Below are 18767 nucleotides of genomic sequence, written 5' to 3'. Positions count from 1 at the left end.
GGCCACTGTACGCTTGTCCAGCTCCGTTGGTTGCTTCCTCACGCGCAATTGTAGTGGCTTGCCGCCAGCCGGAAAGCGCCGCACCACATCAGTAGGTGGCGCGGCCGCCGGAGACGTCGAAGACGGCAGCCGTCGTGAACGAACATTCCTCCGAGGCGATCCAGCAAATCAGCGCCGCCACCTCGTCGAGCTCGCCAAAGCGCGCCATCGGTATCTTGGAGAGCATGAAATCGATATGCTCCTGGCTCATCTGCTTGAAGATCGCCGTGCGCACCGCCGCCGGCGTGACGCAGTTCACGGTTATGCCGGTCTTGGCCAGTTCCTTGCCGAGCGATTTGGTCAGGCCGATCACCGCGGCCTTGGATGTGCTGTAGGCGGAAGCGTTGGGATTGCCTTCCTTGCCGGCGATCGAGGCGATGTTGACGATGCGGCCGTAATTGCGCTCCAGCATGTGCGGGACGAGCGCCTTGTTGCAGTAGAAGACACCGTTGATGTTGATGTCGATGACCAGACGCCAGTCCTCCACCGGATAGTCCCAGGCGGTCATGTTGGGACCGGTGATGGCGGCGCTGGTGATCAGGATGTCGACCCCGCCATGCGCCTCGATCGTCGACCGCGCCGCCCGATCCACCGCCGCCGGGTCGGCGACATCGACGGTCTGGCCATGCAGCGCTGGGATCGAAGCCCTGGCCGCTTCGATCTGGGCGGGATCGCGGTCCCAAACCGAAACGCGCCCGCCTTCTTGGATCAGCCTCTGTGCGACGGCGAGGCCGATGCCGGATGCGCCGCCCGTAATCACCGCCGAGCGTCCGGCAAACCGTTCCGCGAAAATCGTCGGCATCTCATTTTCCCCTGTCCTGGCGCAAATCGGCTCCGCTCGGCGAAACCATGTTCGGGGGTGACTGTGAGGTCGCCGCCGGCCAAGTTCAAGCCGGCATGCACCTCGATCGTCTGGGCCAATCCCTGAGGCGCGTTATGCCGGGCTCCCCTCGATCTGCCTGTCCAGCGCTTGCACCAGCGCCAGGCCTATTTGTCCGAGCGGTACAGGAAGAACTGCAGGAACAATTCCCGCTCGGTGGTGATGTCGAGTTTCTCATAGATGCGCCGGCGATGGTTCTTGACCGTGCCGACGGTGATGCCGAGCCGCTCGGCAATGTTGGCGGTCGGATGGCCGGCCAGGATCAGTTGCACGAGCTCCCTTTCCCTGAGCGACAGTTCCGGCCACAGGCTCGCTGGAATTGTGGGCTGCTGGCGCGGCGAGGCGCCGGGGCTGGAGGGCGCCGAACTGCGCGAGAAATCGCTTCCACGCGCCTTGATGTCGAGCGCGTGCAGCGCCTCGAACACCGGCAGCCGCTCGGTCAGCAGGGCGATCTCGCTGTCCTTGAACGCCGTCGTCGAGCGATCGAGGAAAATGCCGAGGCACCAGTCGCCGCCATCGGCCAGCATGATGCCGACTTCATCGCAGATCTCCGATTGCGCGAGGAAGCCGGCTATGTACTGGCCGCGTTTGGCCTCGTCGTCGGACAGCCGCTTGAGCGGCATGATGCCCAGCCGGCGCTCGCGCCGCCAGGAAGCGTAGAAGGGGTCGAACACGTAATAATTATCAAGGTAGCGCCGCACCATCTCGTCGGAGAAGCGCCGGTGCTTGACGAATTGCGGCGTCTGCGTCGCCGAGTAGCGCGTCACCGTCACCAGGTCATGCGCGATGTCGGCGCCGATCAGGTCGATCAGGCAGTCGACATGCCTGTCGGTGCCGGTGGCGGCGATCGCCATGGCGAGCGGCGCCCAGATGTTGCCCATGCGCATGCCTCTTTTTCGGCGACGAGCTCTCGCCCGTCATTGTGCCTTTAGGCATATGGCGCGATCCGGTCCCGCGAATCTAGCCTGTGGTCATGCTCGGCAAGGGAAGGCGACCCGTGGACCATATCTCTACCAATCCCATCGTCATCGGCATCGACGCCGGCGGCACCATGACCGACACCATCCTTGTCGATCAGGACGGCCGCTTCAAGATCGGCAAGTCGGCAACGACGCCGAAGAACGAGGCCGAGGGGTTCCTCGCCTCGGCGGAGGACGCGGCGGACGCCTGGGGCATCTCGCTCGAGGCCCTGTTTTCGGGCGTCAATGTGGTGCTCTATTCCGGCACCGGCATGCTCAACACGCTGCTGTCGCGCACCGGCAGGAAACTCGGCCTGATCACCACCAAGGGCCTTGAGGACATGATCCTGATGGGTCGCGGCCTGCAGGCCTGGGCTGACTATTCCTATGCCGACCGGCTGCACGCTGTGACACATCATCATCCCGATCCGCTGGTGCCGCGCCGCCGCACTCACGGCGTCACCGAGCGCATCGATCAGTTCGGCGACATCATCCTGCCGCTCTACGAACATGAGGTCCGTGCCGCGGCGAAAAAGCTGATCGCCGACAAGGTCGAGGCGGTCTGCATCATGACGATCTTCTCGCATGTCAATCCGGTGCATGAGAAGCGCATCGCCGAGATCTGCCGCGAGGAGATCGCCGCCGCCGGAGCCGACATCCTCGTCTACAGCAGCCATGAGGTGCGCCCGGTCATCCGCGAGCAGTCGCGGCTGAACTCGGTGCTGATCGAGGCCTACGCCACCTCGCGCGGCCGCAAGCAGCTCAAGGGGATCGAGGACGTCTCGAAGAAATACGGCTTCAGATATGGCGTTCAGACGCTGCTCTCCTTCGGCGGCCTCACCTCGATCAATCATCCGCGCCTGCACGAAACCATGATCTCGGGTCCGATCGGCGGCATTCTGGGCGCGGCTTATGTCGGCAAGCTGATCGGCAATGACTCGCTGATCTGCTCCGATATGGGCGGCACCTCCTTCGACATGGGCGTCATCACGCGCGGCCAGACACGGATCGAGAACGAGCCCCTGATGGACCGGTTCAAGCTCAATGTGCCGACGCTGCATCTCGACACGATCGGCGCCGGCGCCGGCATGATCCTCAAGGTCGATCCGCTGACGAAGAAAGTCTCGCTCGGGCCCGAAAGCGCCGGTGCCGATCCCGGCCCGATCTGCTTCGCCAGGGGCGGCACCGAGCCGACCATCGCCGATTGCGACGCCATCCTCGGCCGGCTGAACCCGCATTATTTCCTCGGCGGCAAGGTCGTGCTGCAGGTCGAGAAGGCGCGCAAGGCCTTCGAGGAAAAGTGCTCCCGTCTGCTCGGCGTCGGCGTGGATGAAGCCGCCGAAGGCATGATCGACATGCTGGAAGCAGACGCCAACAACGCGCTGCGCCGCGTCATCTCCGGCCAGGGGATCCATCCTTCGGAGTTCACATTGCTTTCCTATGGCGGCTCGGGGCCGTTGCATCTGGCCGGCTGCTCCAGGGGCATCGGCTTCAAGGATATCATCACCTTCCAGTTCGCGGCCGCCTTCTCCGCGTTCGGCTGCACCACGGCGGATTTCATGCGCCGGCATTCGGTATCCACGCAGATCGACATCGGCGCGCGCGCAAGCGAGGCCGAGCTGCTGGTTTTCGGTGCCAGAGTGACCGCGGTCTGGGACGATCTCACCAAGGCCGCGGTCGACGAGATGGTGGCCGACGGCCATGCGCTGGACAAGATCAGGACGGCGCCGTTCCTGATGATGCGCTATACCGGCCAGCTCGAGGATGTCGAGGTGATGGCGCCGCTCTCGGCGATCAATTCGGTCGACGAGATGCGCAAGGTCATCGACGAGTTCGAGGCGGTCTACGCCAAGGTCAACCATCGCGTCTCGCGTTATGGCGAAGCCGGCTTCTCGATCACCGAGCTCGGCCTGATCGCCACCGCCGACAAGGTCAAGCCCGTGCTGCTCAAGCGGCCGCTCGGCGCCTCAAGCCCCGCATCCGCGCACAAGGGCGTGCGCGAGGCCTATATTGGCGGCCGCTGGCACAAGGCCGATCTCTACGAGATGGATCTTCTGCTGCCGGGGCATGAGGTGACCGGCCCGGCCATCATCGAACACCCCGCCACCACCCTCGTCGTCCATCCGCGGGACGGTGTCTTCGTCGACGAATGGACGCTGCTCCACTACTCTCACGCTTGAGAAGGCGAACGCCATGCTGGACAAACCCGCCTCCGCCCTGCGCCTCCGCGAGCGGCTGATCGAATCCGAACGGCTCATGGACGAGACCGGCTGCTATGACGGCATCACCGATCTCGAACTGCGCAACCAGGATCCGCTGAAATTCGAGACGCTGCACACCAAGCTGCGCGCCTACTGCGTCTCGGCGCGCGAGATGGCGCGTCGCATCTCGGCTTCGCCCGGCGTGCGCGAGGTCGGCGAGATGGTCGTCGCCATCTACACGCCCGAGGGCGACGCGATCGCGCTCTCCAACGGCATCATGGTGCATGTGCACACGATGAGCCGCTTCATCAAATGGATGATCAGACAAGGCTACGAGGAAAATCCCCGCATCGTCGACGGCGACATCTTCGCCAACAACGACGCCTTCATCGGCACGGTGCAGGTGCCCGACGTGATGGACGTGGTGCCGATCTTCCACTCGGGCAAGCTCGTCGGCTGGGCCGGCGCCGTCTGCCATGAGCTGGAGGCCGGCGGCATCACGCCGGGCGGCGACGTGGCGCTGGCCCAGGAGCGCTTCACCGAAGGCCTGTTCGTCTGTGCCGAAAAAGTCGGCCAGAACGACGAACTGCGGCGCGACTACGTGATCCGCTGCGAGCGCAATCTGCGCATGCCCATCTACTGGGTGCTGGACGAGAAGGCCAAGGTCGCCTCCTGCATCGACATGCGCGAAAGCGTCAAGGCGCTGATCGACGAGATCGGCCTCGACTACTGGATGAAGGTGTCCAAGGAATTCATCGAGGAGGGCCGCCGCGCGCAACTCGCCCGCACGCGGCAACTGACCGTTCCCGGCATCTATCGGGGGCATACTTTTTACGGTCACGTCACCAAGGGCAAGCCGGGCTACCAGCCGCTCGGCGACCCCGACTGGCTCTACAACATTCCGATCGAAATGGAGATCACCACGGGCGGCAAGATCATCATGGATTTCGAGGGCACGCAGCCCTGGGGCTACCATTCCATGAACTGCACGCCGGCCGGCATGGATGGCGGCATGTTCGTGACGCTGACCCAGCACATGAATTTCGAAGGCCTGGTCAATGACGGCGCCTGGATGGCGACGGAGCTGAAGCTGCCGCATGGCACCTGGACCAATCCCGACAATGAGATGGTGGCCACCGCCACGTCCTGGGCGCTGCTCTTGCCGGCTTATGGCGTCTTCCAGCGGCTCCTGTCGAGATCATTCATCGCCCGCGGCTTCGTCGAGGAGGCCTTCGTCGGCCAGGTCAACAGCCCGATGATCGAGATGGGGGGAACCAGCCAGTACGGCACGCTGTTCGGCATGGCGCATTTCGAATGCGCGGCCGCCGGTTCCGGCGCGCTTGCCATCAAGGATGGGCTGGACACCGCCTATGTCGGCTGGAATCCTGAATCCGACATGGGCAACATCGAGATCTGGGAACAGAACATGCCGATGGTCTATATCGGCCGTTCAATCGTTGCCAATTCCGGGGGCGCCGGCAAATATCGCGGCGGCTGCGCCTTCCTGTCGACCTGGCTGGTCAGCAAGACCGACCATCTCCGGCTGGTCACCTCGGAACACTCCTCGCGCGTCTTCGACAATGGCGGGCTCTGCGGCGGCTATCCGGCGCCGACCTGCCAAAAACACCGTGCGGTGCGCGACAGCAACATCTTCGAGCTTGCACAAAAGGGCGCGCCGCTGGCGCACCATACCGGCACCAATCCTTATCGTTCCGAACTCGAGGTCCGGCTCGAAGGCCAGCACGTGACGATGGAAGGGCCCTATATCACCGCGCCCCACAAAACCGGCGACGTGTTCACCCATTCCTACAATGGCGGTGGCGGCTATGGCGACGTGCTGGAGCGCGATCCGCTCAAGACGGCATCGGACGTCGAGAACGGCTATCTCACCAGGGAAGCTGCCGAAAATGTCTTCGGGATCGTGCTTGACGAGGACGAGGACGGCTATCCCGTCGCCAACCTCGAAGCCACCAAGCGCCACCGCGCCGAGATGCGGTCGCGCCGGCTCGCTCGGGCCAGGCCGGTCTCGGAGTGGATGGCCAAGGAGCGCGAGCGGGTGAAGGCGGCCGATTTCGCGCCCGAGGTGAAGAAGATGTATGCCAGCGCCATCAAGCTCTCGCCGCGCTTCACCAGGGATTTTTCAACCTTCTGGGATGTCGACGCCAAATCGACCTTCGGCGTGGAGTAGGGACCATGACCTCATACAGCAAGGAAGTCATCGCCGATCTGGTCGCGGGCACCCTGCCTTGGCCGCAGACGCGCCGCGTCATGAGCGCCTACAAGGACGACGACCGGTTCTTCAAATATGTCGCGGTTTTGCAGGACCGTGTCGGCTGGAGCGATCCGATACTGCTCCCCGTCGGCGACCACCTCTTCATCTGCCAGAGCGGCGATGAGCGGGTAACCCGTTGCGAATGCGGCCATTCCTTCGGCGACTACCGCAAGAACTGGAAGCTGAAGGCTTCGATCATCGTGCGCGACAGCGAGGAGGCGCTGCGCGAGATCTATCCCAACAGCGACCTGCCGGATCCCGAATGGATGGAAATCCGCGAGTTCATCTGTCCGCAATGCGGCACGCTGCACGAGGTCGAGGCCGCGGCGCCGGGTTATCCCATCGTCCATGATTTCGAACCCGACCTGGAAGGTTTCTACCGCGACTGGCTGGGCAAGCCGCTCGAGCCGATGGACAAGGGAAGCTGATGCCAAGGACGCAAGTTTCGTCACCGGCTCCGAAACGGGCGATTGAGGTTATGTTGGCCTATGAAGTTCGGATACTCTCGGGACTGATGGACCGTCCCGTGCCGCGCGGAGGCCATGCCCGATGACAAACCTTTCCGGCCGCGGCGCAATCGTCACCGGTGGCTTCTCCGGAATGGGCCTGGCGATTGCCACGACATTGGCGCAGGCCGGCGCCAATGTCGCCGTCGGCTCCTATGTCGCACCTGGCGGCGTGGAGAGATCCGACGCCGCCTACTATCCCGGCGCCGACGAGATAGAGCGCGTGCGTTCGGCTCTCGGCGCGCATGGAACGAGGATTTACGCCGCCTATCTTGACGTGCGCGACAGCGACGTCACGAACCGTTTCGCGGCCGACGCCGAGGCGGCGGTGGGTCCTGTCGACATCCTGGTCAACGCCGCCGGCACCACGGCCGAGCAGCCGGTCTGCGGCCATTCCGACGCGCTGTGGGACAAGATCGTCGACACCAATCTCACCGGCGCCTTCCGCGCCACCCGCGCTGTGCTGCCCGGCATGATCGAGCGCGGCTGGGGCCGCATCGTCAACATCGGCTCGACCGCCGCCTCGGTCGGCTGGAAGGACAATCCCGCTTACTGCGCCTCCAAGGCCGGTCTCCTCGGCCTCACCCGTTGCGTGGCGCTCGAAGGGGCGGCGCATGGCGTCACCTGCGTCATGATCAGCCCGACCTGGGTCGAGACCGAACTGATGCGCCGCAACGTGGCGCAGGTCGTCGAGCGCGAGGGCAAGGGCCGCACGGCCGAGGACGCGATGGCCGAGATCGCCAGGGGCAACCCGCAGCAGCGCATCCTCCAGCCGCAGGAGATCGCGGCGCTGGCCGTGTTCCTCTGCTCGGATATGGCCAAGGGCATCACCATGGAAAACATACAGGTCACCGGCGGAGCACTTTGGTAGCGCGCACGGCTGTTTGCGGGCCTCGATGGAGAGGCCGGCAATGGAAAGAGAAGTCCGATCCCGTCCGGGCGTGTCCCGGACCTGATCTCTCGGCGCTCGCCTGGCTGTAAGACAAGGTGACCGCATTTGCCATTGAGCGCGCGGCGCGATAGGTTATATTGCACTGCACAATGGAGATGCCGTCGATTGCACCCTTCTTACGGAGATGCCTGCCGGCTACGCGGCGGTCCGGGGTAGGCTCGGCGAGAACCTGAGATGAAGATTCCAAAGTCCTTGCTGGTCGATCCCGAGAGGAACTCGGTCTACGGCAGTTTTGCCGTTGCCGTTTCGGTCTGGGCATTCTCCTACTCCGTCATATTCGGCCAGGTGCTGATCCTGGCCTATTATGCGGTGTGGCTGCCCCTCATCATGGTCGACTACAGGCGGTTCCTGCGGCATCTGTCCAGCGCCTGGCTGCCATTGTCGTTCGCGGCCTATGTATGCTTCTCCGTCTTCTGGTCGGACGCTCCCGGCATCACCGCGAGAACGGCCGTCCAGTACTTCTCCCACATCGCCTGCGCCTATGTCGCGGCGCGAGCCGTCAGTGTGCGGACCCTGACGATAGGCGCCCTGGTCGGCATATTCGTCGTCCTGCTCTACTCTCTCAAGGTCGGGGCCTATTCCGAGGACGTCCTCGACGGCACCTATAATTTCGTCGGCGCCTTCGCCTCAAAGAACCAGATCGGCTTCGTCGCCTCGCTCGGCATCTATTTCAGCGTCGTCTTCATCGCCTTCCTCAGGCACGGCCGGCTGAGCCTGTTCCTGACCGTGCCGGTGGTGCTTTTGTCGGCCTATCTGCTGGTCATCTCGCATTCGGCCACCTCGATGGCCTCGACACCGGCGGTGCTGGCGCTGGTGATGCTGCTTGCCATGAGCAAGGTGCTGTCGCGACGCTACCGCCGGGTGATCTTCCTGGTCGGCACAGGCATGCTGGTCGTCGCTATCCTTGTGGCGCTGAATCTCGGCCTCATGGACTTCGTCCTCGGCCTGTTCGGCAAGGATTCGACGCTCACCGGGCGCACCTATCTGTGGGAGCAGGGCTGGAACGCCGCGCAGAGGGCGCCCATGCTCGGCGTCGGCTATGCCGCATACTGGGTCCAGGGTTTTGCCGAGGCCGAGCGCCTGTGGAACGAGTTCTACATCACCACCCGCACCGGCTTCCACTTCCACAACACCTACATCGAAGCCCTTGTCGAACTCGGCTTCGTCGGGGCGACGCTGGTTTCGCTGGTCATCCTGCGCACGCTTTACGGCCATGTCTCGGCGGTCGCGTTCGGAACATGGCGGGCGGATTCGGTCGTTCTGGCCGGCGTCATGGTGCTGCTCCTGATCCGCTCCTTCGTCGAGGTCGAGATCCTCAACCCCTACATCATGGGTTCCTTCCTGATGTATTTCAGCTTCTTCAAGCTGGCGCGACTGCCCGTTGCCCGTCCTCGCCTGTCTGCGGCAAGGATCGAAGAGGCAAATGCCGCCAGAGGCTGGAGCGGCCCCGAGCCTGGCACGGACGCCGCTCGATGAATACCGATCGGTTTCCCGTTTGGGATTGCGCCAGAGCAAGGCGATAGAGCGGCTGGCGATTCCCTCAAACGCCGCCCCGCTCCAGCAATTTCAGGAAAGTGTGTACGGCTTCCCCGGGAAACGCGCGCAGCGCTTTCCGTCCGGAATTGCGCAAAAACAAAGGGATAGAGCAGCTCACCGTTTTCGTGAACGGTGAGCTGCTCTTATCTCGGCCGTTCGACCACTTACTGGCTGGGCATTGGCGCCAGCTTGACCTTGATCACATCGCCCGGCAGCACCGGCGTGTCTTCCTTGACCGCAATCTCGCTCGTCTTGCCGTCGGCAGCGCGCAGCAGTGAATAGATCAGGGTGGGCTCTTCGTTGGTTGCGCTGGCGGCCACGGTGGCGGGATCGGTGGCCTGGGCCATCAATCCTTTCTGCATGTTGACCCTCAGCGCGGCCTCGTTCAGGTCGGCTTCGGTCTGCTGCCGGTCGGCGGCGAGGCTCGAGCTCAGCGTGTTCTGGGCATCGATGGCATCCTGCGTTGCCTTGCTGATCGCTTGCTTGGCGGTGAGGATGGCCGTTTCGTAGTCCAGGATCTTGCCCTGAAGGTCGGTGACGGACTGCTGCGAATCCAACAGTCTTGCGTTGGCGACCAGGCCTTTCTGGGCCAGCGGACCGATGCTGGTGAGTTGCTGCTGCGCCAGGTCGACCTGCTTCTGCTGGTTGACGATCTTCTTCTGCAGCGATTCGATCTCGGCCTGCAGGACCCCTTTCAGGTCGCTGAGCGCCTCGAGCTTCAGCTTCAGCGCCTTCTGGTCAGCCGTGAGGATCGTCATCTCGTCCGCGACGATGGCTTGCAGTCTCGGATCGCCCTCGACCTCCTTCGGCACGTCGAAGCTGGACTTGCCCGCAAGGTCGGCATCGATGCGCGCGCGCTTGACGATCAGTCGAACGCGCTGATCGTCATATATGTCGAAATTGCCTTTGGCGGTGACCAGGTCCTTGCCGAGCTGCGGGCCGTAGTCGGCGCTTCGCCGGATGCCGCCCGCGATGCTGACCGCCTTCAGCACCGTAAGATCGGGCACATAGGGGAATTGGCCGGGGTTCTGCACCTCGCCCGAAATATAGAACGGCCGGAACTGCGCCATTTCGACCGATGCCTCGGGCCGGTCCGACAAGGCGAGCTTGTGCTGCAGCGCCTCGCCGATCGCCGCCGCGACTTCGGCCGTTGTCTTGCCGGATGCCGGCAGCTCGCCGACGAAAGGCACCGACAGCATTCCGGCCGGCCCGACCGTGTATACGCCATTCACCGCCGACCAGTCGCGGAACGTGCCTTCGACGGTCTGCCACTCCGCGATACGGATGGTGAGCTTGTCTTGCGATCCGAGATGGTACTCGTCGGCAAGGGCGATCCGAGGCAGGGCGAGCGACAGGGCCAGGCAGCTGGCCACGAGCCGCAAACGCCGCGAGCGGCCCGAATGCGGGCCGCTGCAAAAAACTTCGAACATGTCTATCTTCAACTGAATGTTCCGATCCGCTTTGGCCCCACCAGCCCGATGAGCCTGCGCCCGATGCCTGCCGGGAGAAATCTCCCGCGTGCGATCCGGTTCGCGACCGCTCAGTAGCAGCCGCGCGACATCCAGACAGCCGGAACTGTCTTGATGATGATGCGAATATCCTCAAAAAGTGACCAATTCTCGACATAGTGGCGATCGAACGCGACGCGGCTGTCATAGGAGACGTCGTTGCGGCCGCTGACCTGCCACAGGCCGGTCAGGCCGGGGCGGGACTTCAGGTAATACACGGCGGCGCTGCCATAGATCTCCAGTTCGTCGCGCACGACCGGGCGAGGTCCAACAAGGCTCATGTCGCCCTGAAGGATGTTGATGACCTGCGGCAACTCATCGAGACTGAGTTTCCTCAGGACCGCGCCGACCCGGGTGACTCGCGGATCGTTCTTCAGCTTGCGGGTGGCTATCCATTCCGCCTTGGCTTCCGGATTGGCCGCCAGATAGGCAGCCAGCACCCTTTCGCCGTCCGGCACCATGGTGCGGAACTTGAGACAAGGGAAAACCCGTCCGCCACGCCCGATTCGCCGGTGACCGTAAAAAATCGATCCGCCATCGGAGAATTTGACGAGCAGCGCTATCATCACGAACAGCGGGCTGAGAGCGATCAGGGCGGCCAGTGAACCGGCAATATCGAAACTGCGCTTGATAAGGCCGCCGATCGGCGGTGGAAAATCGACGCCAGCCTGCGAAAACTCCGCTGTGGCCGACTTGGCAACATCCCTCATGCCAAAACTCCATGCGTTGACCGGATGGTTTACGGCACGATATCAAAAAAATGTTGCAGCGCAACACACAATTTCCCGCACCTTTGAAATAGTCACGTCATGAATTGACTAAATAATAAGCGTGCCCTGCACAAATTTCGGAATATTTAGCACATTTATGACAATAAATGGGCATAGCCGGAAAAATAGAGGCGCTTTTGGGGCAACTTCTAGGCGGGGCGTTCTTTATGCCCTTGAATGGAGCTCGTTGGTGCTTTAGCGCGGCACGATATTCGGTGGTATTCATATAAAATACTATTCAATATTGTAGATTCTACTGAAAAACACCAAAGAGCCGAAGTTGCGCGTAATCCCGTCGTGTGCGTTGCAGCATGAGCGAGTCGAGCGCAAAAGCTCACCTAAAAATAAATGCAGTTGCCCTTGCGGCCTTTTGCTCGCCTTAATAGAATTGCAAATTATACCTGTCAAAGTGGCGACAGGTTGAAAGGCCGGAAGCAACCGGCCGGGAGCGGGCGACTTAACAAGCCCGCATGACAAGGGACGACGCTCGGGTGGGGCAATGATTGGAATATACCCGGGCCGGTTTGTGGGCTGTTGGGTATGTCGCTTCCAAAATTCATCGTTGGGATGATTTTCGCTCTTGCGATCGTCGTTGGCTGGTCATGGCTGGGCGGCGCTTCAATAGGCACGACGCTGCTGCGCGTCATCATCTGTGCCGTGGTCATCCAGGCGGGCTACTTCGTGCTCGTCTATGCCATGATCGTCAAAAGCGCGCCGACGCCGGCCGACAGGACACGCGAGGCCGAAAGAAAGCTGAGTTCGGCCGAGGTGGCCGAGGGTGAAAAGCTCGGCGGCGCCGGGCGAAGCCTTCACTGACCCAGACCGGGCTGGCCTCAGGCCACGTCGGCGGGTTCGGACTGAGATTGTTCGCCCGAAAGCATCCGGGACAACCGGCTTCCTGCTTTCGCCTTCAGCCGCCGATATTGCCCGGCCTCGACGACACGGCCGTTTTCCATCGCCACCACCCAGTCGGCGAAGGCGATCATCGATGGCCGGTGCGCGATGGTCAGGATCGTCATCGAGCCGCGCAGCCCGTCGATCGATTGCGCGATCAGCGCCTGGTTTTGCCAGTCGAGCGCGCTGGTCGCCTCATCGAGGATGAGCAGCGACGGCTTGCGCAGCAAGGCGCGCGCCAGCGCGATCCGCTGGCGTTCGCCGCCCGACAACCGCACGCCGCGGTCGCCGACCACCGTTTCGAGCTTGAGGTCGAGCCGTTCGACGAATTCGGCCGCATGGGCCGATCGCAATGCGGCCCACAGTTCATCGTCGCTTGCTTGCTGTGCGGCCAGGCGCAGGTTCGCCGCGATCGTGTCGTGCAGGAGAAACACGTCCTGCGGCACGTAGGCGACCTGGTCGCGCCAGCCCCGGCGATTGGCGGCGTCGATCTCGACGCCATCGACGAGGATCGTGCCGGCTGTCGGCTCGAGCAGGCCGAGCAGCATGTCGGCGATCGTGCTCTTGCCTGATCCCGAAGGGCCGATAAGGGCGGTGACCTTGCCGGCCGGAAGGCCGAAGGTGATGTCGCTCACCACCGTCTTGGCGGCGCCGTCCTCGTAGGCGAAGGAGACGCCGCGAACATTCAGTCCGAAATCGAGCGACAGCTTTCGAGCGTCCTCGATCCCGGCATGGCCAGGTTCCCGCTCGGCGTCGAAACGCATCTGCAGGCTGCGCATCGCGGCATAGGCGGGCAGGTTGATCAGGACCTGCTGCGCTTGCGTCTGCATGTCCATGAAGCGCGGCGCGATGCGCATGAAGACCAGCAGCAGCACCACGATCTCGGCCAGTGAGAGGTCGAAGCGAACCAGCGCCACATAGATGAACAGGCTCAAGCCGATCACGCTCGCCACCTGGAACAGGGCGGTGCCGGTCGAACTGTTGCGCACATAGGCGATGTTGTCGGCCTTCATTCTTTCAAGTGTCGCCTGCAACTGCGCGAAATAGGTCGCCTCGATGTTCAGGCTCTTGGCCACCTTGATGCCGCCGAGGAATTCCGAGACCGTCCGGTATTGATCCTGGCGGTTGGTGGTCAGGACCTGGCCAAAGGCGGTGGCCCGCGACCGGAATGGCCGCAGCGCGAGGAACATCAGCATGCCGATGACCACGGCGAACAGCGTCATGACCGGCGAAATGAACATGGAGATCACGAGATAGCCGGCCAGAAGCACGGCGATCTGCACCAGCATCAGCAGCGAGAAGGCCGCGCCCTGGACGCGGTCTATGTCCCCGGTCAGCGCATGGTCGAGGTCGGAGCCGCGCATGCGCGTGAAGACGCCCCACCGTGCCTTGCCGATGCTTTCGAACAGGTTCATGCGCAGGCGGTTGATGAAATCGAAGAGAAGCCTGGCCATGTAGACCGACTTGAAGCGGTTGAAGGCGGCCTGCAGCGCGACCAGCGCCACCAGCATGCACAACATCGTGGTCAGCTTCAGCGTGCCGTCCGGCACCAGCCAGCGCATGAAATCATTGTCGGGCAGCTTGATCGCGAAATCCTGGCCGGAGCGTCCGACCAGTTGCAACAGCGGGACCAGCAACAGGATGGATATGCCTTCGGTCAGGCTGCCCATGATCAGGAAGAGCAGCGCCGTCCAGGCCCGCCGCCCGCCTATCTGGGCGATAACGGCGCCGAACCCGGCGATTTCCCGAAACAATGACGGGCGAAGGAGCGATGATTTCGACATCTCCTGCTATCCCTGTCCGGCCATCAGGTCATGCTCGACGAGGCTCACGACCTCGCCGATCCTGTCGAGGCCCGTCGGCACTTCGAGCCTGCACACGCCGACGCGATCGGCGAGCCGTGCGCAATGCCCGAGATGCGCCGCCGCGAAATCGCCGACCAGGGCGGCGCGGCCGAAACGCGTGACGTATGAAAATCTGATCACGGCCGGCAAAGCGGCGATGCCGGGCATGGGCAAGATCTCAGTCTTTTGGCCGCGCTCGAGAATATAGATGCGGGTCGCCGGAACCCTGTCGCGCGAGAACGCCCCGTGCAATCGGTGCTGGGCCTTGTTGATAGCCGGATGCACCTGCGGCCGCACTTGTGCCCCTTCGAGCGAAATCGCGGCAGCCGCGTCGGCCGCCAGCTTGATCTGGGGAAAACCCGGCACGATCATCGGCTCGTCCGGATGGCTGAGATCGAGCGCCACGACGTCATCGGTAAGCAGTTCGTGTCCGGCACGGATCATGGCGCTTGCCGTCGTCGATTTGCCGGCGCCCTTGTCGCCCATGAAGATGGCGCTTTTGCCGGCAATCGCGACGGCGCTGGCATGCAGCACGAGCAGGCCGCGCTGGTGCAGGATGAGCGCCATCACCGGTCCCAGCAGCGGGAACGCGATCAGCGCGTCGTCGATGCCGGGCGCCGGCTCGACCTCGATGCGGCAGGCGTCGCTGATCAGGAACGCGGCGACAGCGTGCCATGCCAGATATTGCCGATCCGGTTCGAAGCGGAAAATGGTCGCGGCCTCGGGCGAAGGCTTCGGCATATCGATCGCGCCGACACTGATCACGATATCCGCCGCTGCGGGTTCGGCCGGCTCCAGTTCTGGCAATGTCACCTCGGAAGCGATGGTCAGGCCGTAGGCTCGATAAAAACGGCGCTGTCCGCGCGGCCAGCCTTGCGCGCGCGGGCGGAGGGCCAGCGGCTCGTTCAACGGCGTCATGCGGCACTCCCGGCACGCTGCACCTGCCGCAGCCACAGCGACAGCGACGCCGAGCGCCAGACATACTGGACGTCGAGCGGCGCCGGCCGGTCGGGCCGACTGAGCAGCCGGGCATAGGCAGCGTTCACGGCCGGCAGGTTGATATAGGGCTCGATGCGGCCGGCGTCCGGGCCGAGCACCTGTTCCAGGAGGTCGCGGTGGTTGCGCAGCATGCCGTTGACGAGATTGCCGGTGAAATCGATCTTGTCGCGCCGCCACTGGACCGCCGCCGGCAGCACGTCTTGCATGGCGCGGCGCAGCACGTAGCGGCCAAAACCGCGGCTGAGCTTCTCCTCGCCCGGCAATGCCAGGCAGAACTCGACCAGCGGCTTGTCCCAGAAGGGATAACGAGGTTCGACGCCGAAATTGGCGGCCGCCTTGTCGAGGACTTCGAAAGCATGCGGCACATAGCCGTTGGAAAGAATCCAGCGGTGGGTCAGCGCCTCGCTGGCGCTGACGTCGGGCGGCTTGTAGCCGGCTCGGTGAACCCGCTCGATGAGCTCGGTGCGGCCGGCAAGATCGGCATTGATCAGGTCGCGCCAGCTTCCGCCCTGGGCCGGCTTTCGCAGCCTGTGCAGGAGCCGGTTCGCGGCGTGCCTGAGCCTGGCCACGCGCCAGGCAGGCCCGTAGATGGTCAGGAACTGGAAATACATGCCGAGCATGCCGTCGCCATAGGTGTTGGAAGCGCTGCGGATCTCGCGCCACAGCTCCAGCCACTTGCCTGCATTGGCAAGCTCGTGCAGATGGCCGTGCCCCTGCGATACGACTTCGTCCCCGCCATGGCCGTCGAGAAGCACCTTGACGCCTTTGGCGCCCGCCGTCCTGTATACCTCCCGGGTGAGCGTAAGGCCCGGCGCCAGGAACGTTCCTTCCTGCTCTTCCAGCACCCGTTCGAATTCCGCGAACGGCGCGTAGTTGCCGACCGGGATCAGCGTGCCGTCGACGCGCCCTTGTTCCAGCACCGCGTCTATGAAGGGGGTTTCGTCCATCGCCGAACCGCGTTCGAAAACCAGCGAAAAGGTGGGCAGCCTCGGCTTTTCCTCGGACAGGTTTTGCCGGCCCGCCACGCAGGCGATCGAAGAGGAGTCCAGGCCGCCGCTCAGCATGGCCCCGACCGCCGCGCTTCCGCGCATGCGGTTGCGCACGGACTGCGAGAAGAGGTGGGCGAATTCCTCGGCGGCGTCCGGCCGCATAGGCCGCGACGACGGCTCGATCTGCCAGTATCGCTGCAGCGTCACGCGCTGCCCCGTCACAGTGAGGCTGTGGCGCGCCGGCAGGCGGAAAATATCGGTATAAGGCGTCGCTTGCGGATCGTCTGGCAGCCCTGCCAGGAAACCCGAGATCTGATGTTCGCTGAGGCGGGCGCCGGCCCCGGTGACGCCAAGGATCGGGCCGATCTCGGAGGCAAAGACAAAGCGCTGCCCGTCCGCGTGATAGTAGAACGGTTTGACGCCGAAATGATCGCGCGCGCAAAACAGCACCTGCCGCTCGGCATCCCAGATGGCGAAGGCGAAATCGCCTTGCAGGTGCACGGGACAGGCTTCGCCCCAGCGCAAATAGGCCCGCATCAGGAGCACGGCGTCGGCAACCGATGCGTCGCGGACGCCGAGCCGTGCCGTCAGCTCGTCGCGATTGTCCAGGCGGCAATCCGCGGTGACGGCCAGTTTGCCGCCCGCCATCGTCAGCGGGCCGGGGCCGGCTTCATCGGTCGTGTTGAGCCAGGCGTGGCCGAGCGCGACAGCCTTGTCGGTCCACCACGAACTGCCGTCGCGGGCGCGATGACGCATGCGGGCCAGCATGCGCTGGATATCGGCTGCGGACTCCGGCGCCTCGTGCCCGTGCAGGATACCGGCCACGCCGCTCATCGGTCATTGACCATAGTCGACGAGAGGGACAAACCTGTCTATCGAGCCGCCAAGGACGACATGGTTGCCGCTGATCAGCCAGGCATGCGCCTTCAGCTGCCGGCCGGTGTCGCGCTCGATGCCGATGCGGATCTTCGAGGCGTTGCCCTGGCGGGCGAGAATGTACTGGCCGGCGAGCGCCTGGGTGAGGCAGCTTGCGCGCGGCACCAGGCGGGCCGCGGCGGCAACGCCCCAGGCGACACGGCGCAGTTCTCCCGTGCTGGCGCATTCACGCGCCTCCAGCCGGGTGACGATGCCGCGAAGGCGGTTGTAGGAGAACAGGGTCAGCCCCAGGCGAACGGCCGCGACCACCAGCAGGCAGCGGCAGAGGAACAGCATTTCCGGGCCGCTCAGGGAGAGAGCTCGAAGCAGGCGCCGCCGGTGCTTCGTCTGGCCGGGACTTTTCTCCGTCGCAGGTTCTTGCCGCAAAACCGTGACCCGCTTTTGCGGAACCTGCTTACACAGGTTCCTCATGATGCAGCCTCGCAAGTCCGCTATCGGCCAGACCTTTCAACAGTGCGTCGACATCGGCCCTGCAGCGCTCGGCGTCGACATCATAGCGCGCGAGCACGGCCCGGTGGATTTCGGCAATTGGTTTCGGCTCCTGGATCAACTCCCAGATGAACGTGCCCACCCCGTTGAGGCTGTAGTAGATGTTGGATTTCAGGTTAAGAAGCGCCAGGCCATTGCCGAATTCGCAGGCAACCGCTTCCTTGGTCGCACTTACGCGATCGTGGTCAGATGGGTTCCAGTTCATCCGAAAACCTCGTTTGCTACACACTGTCCGCAATGCGTGCCGACCATTCTGGCGATGAAGAAAAGCCGGGTCAGGCAATGAAGAGAAGCCGGGATTTTCACCCCGACTCCCTGTATGGTTCTTGGATTCCAGAGGCCCAACGTGTCCCTCCAGAATCAGGACAGGTTCAGGAGAACGTCAGGTCGCCAATCGGCGTGTGCGCAGGAAATGCTGCGTCGAGCGCCGTGTTGCCGCCACCGCCCTGAGTGATGGTTTCAATCGAACCATGAACCGTCAGGCTGGGCGTTTCGTACTCCTGTTTTTCAACATTCTGTTCCATTTTACACTCCATCAAGGACTGGAAACGGCCTGTCGATTGCCGGCGGCACTTTCATGCTGCGATGCAATAGCTGCATGGCAGCATTTATGAGTCAAGCCTGATTTACCGCGCATTAATCAATTATGGACTGCGCGCGCAGACACAGTCGTGAGTAACGATCTCAAGCTTTGGCCTTGATCGCCTCGAGATCCCTGCATATGGGCCTAATGCACTAGGTCAGCATAAGAAATTGATTTGCATATATAAACTTTTTAAGCCCTGTCACTTCAAGGCATGGCGACAATAATGCCGTAGCACCGGGTCTCCCGGTAGGTTTGCTACGGAACGCCGAAAAGGCCACTCGTCCCTTGTGGTCCAGCAGTTCTCCTCATCGTTCGCCCGAGCCGGTTTCGATAAACGTCGGGGCCGGATTTTTGCGCTGCAAAAGGAAAAACTGGACGGCGCAAAAGTTTTTGGCGATGCTTTGCTT

Annotated in this window: 16 protein-coding genes; 6 read left to right on the top strand and 10 right to left on the bottom strand. The window is 63.1% G+C overall.

From position 1 onward, the window contains the following. Positions 1-88: 88 nt before the first annotated feature. Positions 89-841 (bottom strand): SDR family NAD(P)-dependent oxidoreductase, encoded by a 753-nt coding sequence (locus LB541_RS10550; RefSeq protein ID WP_140512897.1) that lies wholly within the window; start codon positions 839-841, stop codon positions 89-91. 185 nt (positions 842-1026) lie between these two features. Further along, positions 1027-1806 carry a helix-turn-helix domain-containing protein gene (locus LB541_RS10545; protein ID WP_140630126.1) on the bottom strand — a complete coding sequence of 260 codons (780 nt, stop codon included), beginning with the start codon at positions 1804-1806 and terminating at the stop codon, positions 1027-1029. Between the two features lie 110 nt (positions 1807-1916). Here LB541_RS10545 and LB541_RS10540 point away from each other — a divergent pair, with 110 nt between their 5' ends. The 5 genes from LB541_RS10540 to LB541_RS10520 all read left to right on the top strand — a co-directional run bounded on the left by LB541_RS10540 (position 1917) and on the right by LB541_RS10520 (position 9285). Further along, a complete protein-coding gene (locus LB541_RS10540) occupies positions 1917-4058 on the top strand; it encodes a hydantoinase/oxoprolinase family protein (RefSeq protein ID WP_224618330.1) in 2142 nt (713 codons plus the stop codon). 13 nt (positions 4059-4071) lie between these two features. After that, positions 4072-6267, top strand: coding sequence for a hydantoinase B/oxoprolinase family protein (locus LB541_RS10535; protein ID WP_224618328.1), 2196 nt, complete (start codon positions 4072-4074; stop codon positions 6265-6267). Between the two features lie 5 nt (positions 6268-6272). Continuing rightward, on the top strand, positions 6273-6779 hold the full coding sequence (locus tag LB541_RS10530; protein WP_140624902.1) for an acetone carboxylase subunit gamma: 507 nt from the start codon (positions 6273-6275) through the stop codon (positions 6777-6779). Between the two features lie 121 nt (positions 6780-6900). Further along, positions 6901-7728 carry an SDR family NAD(P)-dependent oxidoreductase gene (locus tag LB541_RS10525; protein WP_140624901.1) on the top strand — a complete coding sequence of 276 codons (828 nt, stop codon included), beginning with the start codon at positions 6901-6903 and terminating at the stop codon, positions 7726-7728. Between the two features lie 255 nt (positions 7729-7983). After that, entirely contained in the window at positions 7984-9285 is a 1302-nt protein-coding gene (locus tag LB541_RS10520) for an O-antigen ligase family protein (protein ID WP_140512908.1), read from the top strand. Positions 9286-9509: 224 nt separating this feature from the next. Here LB541_RS10520 and LB541_RS10515 read toward each other — a convergent pair whose 3' ends face one another. Beyond that, positions 9510-10775 carry a polysaccharide biosynthesis/export family protein gene (locus tag LB541_RS10515; protein WP_181165291.1) on the bottom strand — a complete coding sequence of 422 codons (1266 nt, stop codon included), beginning with the start codon at positions 10773-10775 and terminating at the stop codon, positions 9510-9512. Positions 10776-10885: 110 nt separating this feature from the next. Then, positions 10886-11563, bottom strand: a complete 678-nt coding sequence (locus LB541_RS10510; protein ID WP_140497203.1) for a sugar transferase — start codon at positions 11561-11563, stop codon at positions 10886-10888. A 600-nt stretch (positions 11564-12163) separates the two neighbouring features. On the opposite strand from LB541_RS10510, the gene LB541_RS10505 reads away from it, so the two are divergent. Further along, a complete protein-coding gene (locus tag LB541_RS10505) occupies positions 12164-12439 on the top strand; it encodes an exopolysaccharide production repressor exox (protein ID WP_140512914.1) in 276 nt (91 codons plus the stop codon). 17 nt (positions 12440-12456) lie between these two features. Here the strand turns inward: LB541_RS10505 and LB541_RS10500 are convergent, their stop codons facing one another. From LB541_RS10500 to LB541_RS10475, 6 genes are all read right to left on the bottom strand, one after another. Continuing rightward, the gene (locus tag LB541_RS10500; RefSeq protein ID WP_140670773.1) at positions 12457-14301 is read right to left on the bottom strand and encodes an ABC transporter ATP-binding protein; all 1845 of its coding nucleotides are present in this window, start codon (positions 14299-14301) and stop codon (positions 12457-12459) included. 6 nt (positions 14302-14307) lie between these two features. After that, positions 14308-15279: a serine kinase gene (locus tag LB541_RS10495; RefSeq protein WP_140624898.1), complete on the bottom strand. Its 972-nt coding sequence runs from the start codon at positions 15277-15279 to the stop codon at positions 14308-14310. Next, a complete protein-coding gene (locus LB541_RS10490; RefSeq protein WP_140624897.1) occupies positions 15276-17183 on the bottom strand; it encodes a lasso peptide isopeptide bond-forming cyclase in 1908 nt (635 codons plus the stop codon). The genes LB541_RS10495 and LB541_RS10490 overlap by 4 nt, the downstream gene beginning before the upstream one ends. A 3-nt stretch (positions 17184-17186) precedes the next feature. Next, positions 17187-17561: a lasso peptide biosynthesis B2 protein gene (locus LB541_RS10485; protein ID WP_224618327.1), complete on the bottom strand. Its 375-nt coding sequence runs from the start codon at positions 17559-17561 to the stop codon at positions 17187-17189. A gap of 118 nt (positions 17562-17679) precedes the next feature. Next, the gene (locus LB541_RS10480; protein WP_140564960.1) at positions 17680-17979 is read right to left on the bottom strand and encodes a PqqD family protein; all 300 of its coding nucleotides are present in this window, start codon (positions 17977-17979) and stop codon (positions 17680-17682) included. 166 nt (positions 17980-18145) lie between these two features. After that, on the bottom strand, positions 18146-18298 hold the full coding sequence (locus LB541_RS10475; RefSeq protein ID WP_140497189.1) for a lasso peptide: 153 nt from the start codon (positions 18296-18298) through the stop codon (positions 18146-18148). Positions 18299-18767 lie beyond the last annotated feature (469 nt).

This window comes from Mesorhizobium sp. BR1-1-15 (genome assembly GCF_020165475.1).
Taxonomy (GTDB): domain Bacteria; phylum Pseudomonadota; class Alphaproteobacteria; order Rhizobiales; family Rhizobiaceae; genus Mesorhizobium.
The sequence above is the reverse complement of the archived record's forward strand: the minus strand, read 5'-3'. Positions and strand labels throughout refer to the sequence as shown.

Excerpts from the sequence above, each read along its gene's own strand:
- LB541_RS10480 (WP_140564960.1), bottom strand. The coding sequence starts at position 17,979 with ATGAACTGGAACCCATCTGACCACGATCGCGTAAGTGCGACCAAGGAA.
- LB541_RS10495 (WP_140624898.1), bottom strand. The coding sequence starts at position 15,279 with ATGACGCCGTTGAACGAGCCGCTGGCCCTCCGCCCGCGCGCGCAAGGC.
- LB541_RS10545 (WP_140630126.1), bottom strand. The coding sequence starts at position 1,806 with ATGCGCATGGGCAACATCTGGGCGCCGCTCGCCATGGCGATCGCCGCC.
- LB541_RS10530 (WP_140624902.1), top strand. The coding sequence starts at position 6,273 with ATGACCTCATACAGCAAGGAAGTCATCGCCGATCTGGTCGCGGGCACC.
- LB541_RS10485 (WP_224618327.1), bottom strand. The coding sequence starts at position 17,561 with ATGCTGTTCCTCTGCCGCTGCCTGCTGGTGGTCGCGGCCGTTCGCCTG.
- LB541_RS10490 (WP_140624897.1), bottom strand. The coding sequence starts at position 17,183 with ATGAGCGGCGTGGCCGGTATCCTGCACGGGCACGAGGCGCCGGAGTCC.
- LB541_RS10510 (WP_140497203.1), bottom strand. The coding sequence starts at position 11,563 with ATGAGGGATGTTGCCAAGTCGGCCACAGCGGAGTTTTCGCAGGCTGGC.
- LB541_RS10525 (WP_140624901.1), top strand. The coding sequence starts at position 6,901 with ATGACAAACCTTTCCGGCCGCGGCGCAATCGTCACCGGTGGCTTCTCC.
- LB541_RS10550 (WP_140512897.1), bottom strand. The coding sequence starts at position 841 with ATGCCGACGATTTTCGCGGAACGGTTTGCCGGACGCTCGGCGGTGATT.
- LB541_RS10505 (WP_140512914.1), top strand. The coding sequence starts at position 12,164 with ATGTCGCTTCCAAAATTCATCGTTGGGATGATTTTCGCTCTTGCGATC.
- LB541_RS10515 (WP_181165291.1), bottom strand. The coding sequence starts at position 10,775 with ATGTTCGAAGTTTTTTGCAGCGGCCCGCATTCGGGCCGCTCGCGGCGT.
- LB541_RS10475 (WP_140497189.1), bottom strand. The coding sequence starts at position 18,298 with ATGGAACAGAATGTTGAAAAACAGGAGTACGAAACGCCCAGCCTGACG.
- LB541_RS10500 (WP_140670773.1), bottom strand. The coding sequence starts at position 14,301 with ATGTCGAAATCATCGCTCCTTCGCCCGTCATTGTTTCGGGAAATCGCC.
- LB541_RS10520 (WP_140512908.1), top strand. The coding sequence starts at position 7,984 with ATGAAGATTCCAAAGTCCTTGCTGGTCGATCCCGAGAGGAACTCGGTC.
- LB541_RS10535 (WP_224618328.1), top strand. The coding sequence starts at position 4,072 with ATGCTGGACAAACCCGCCTCCGCCCTGCGCCTCCGCGAGCGGCTGATC.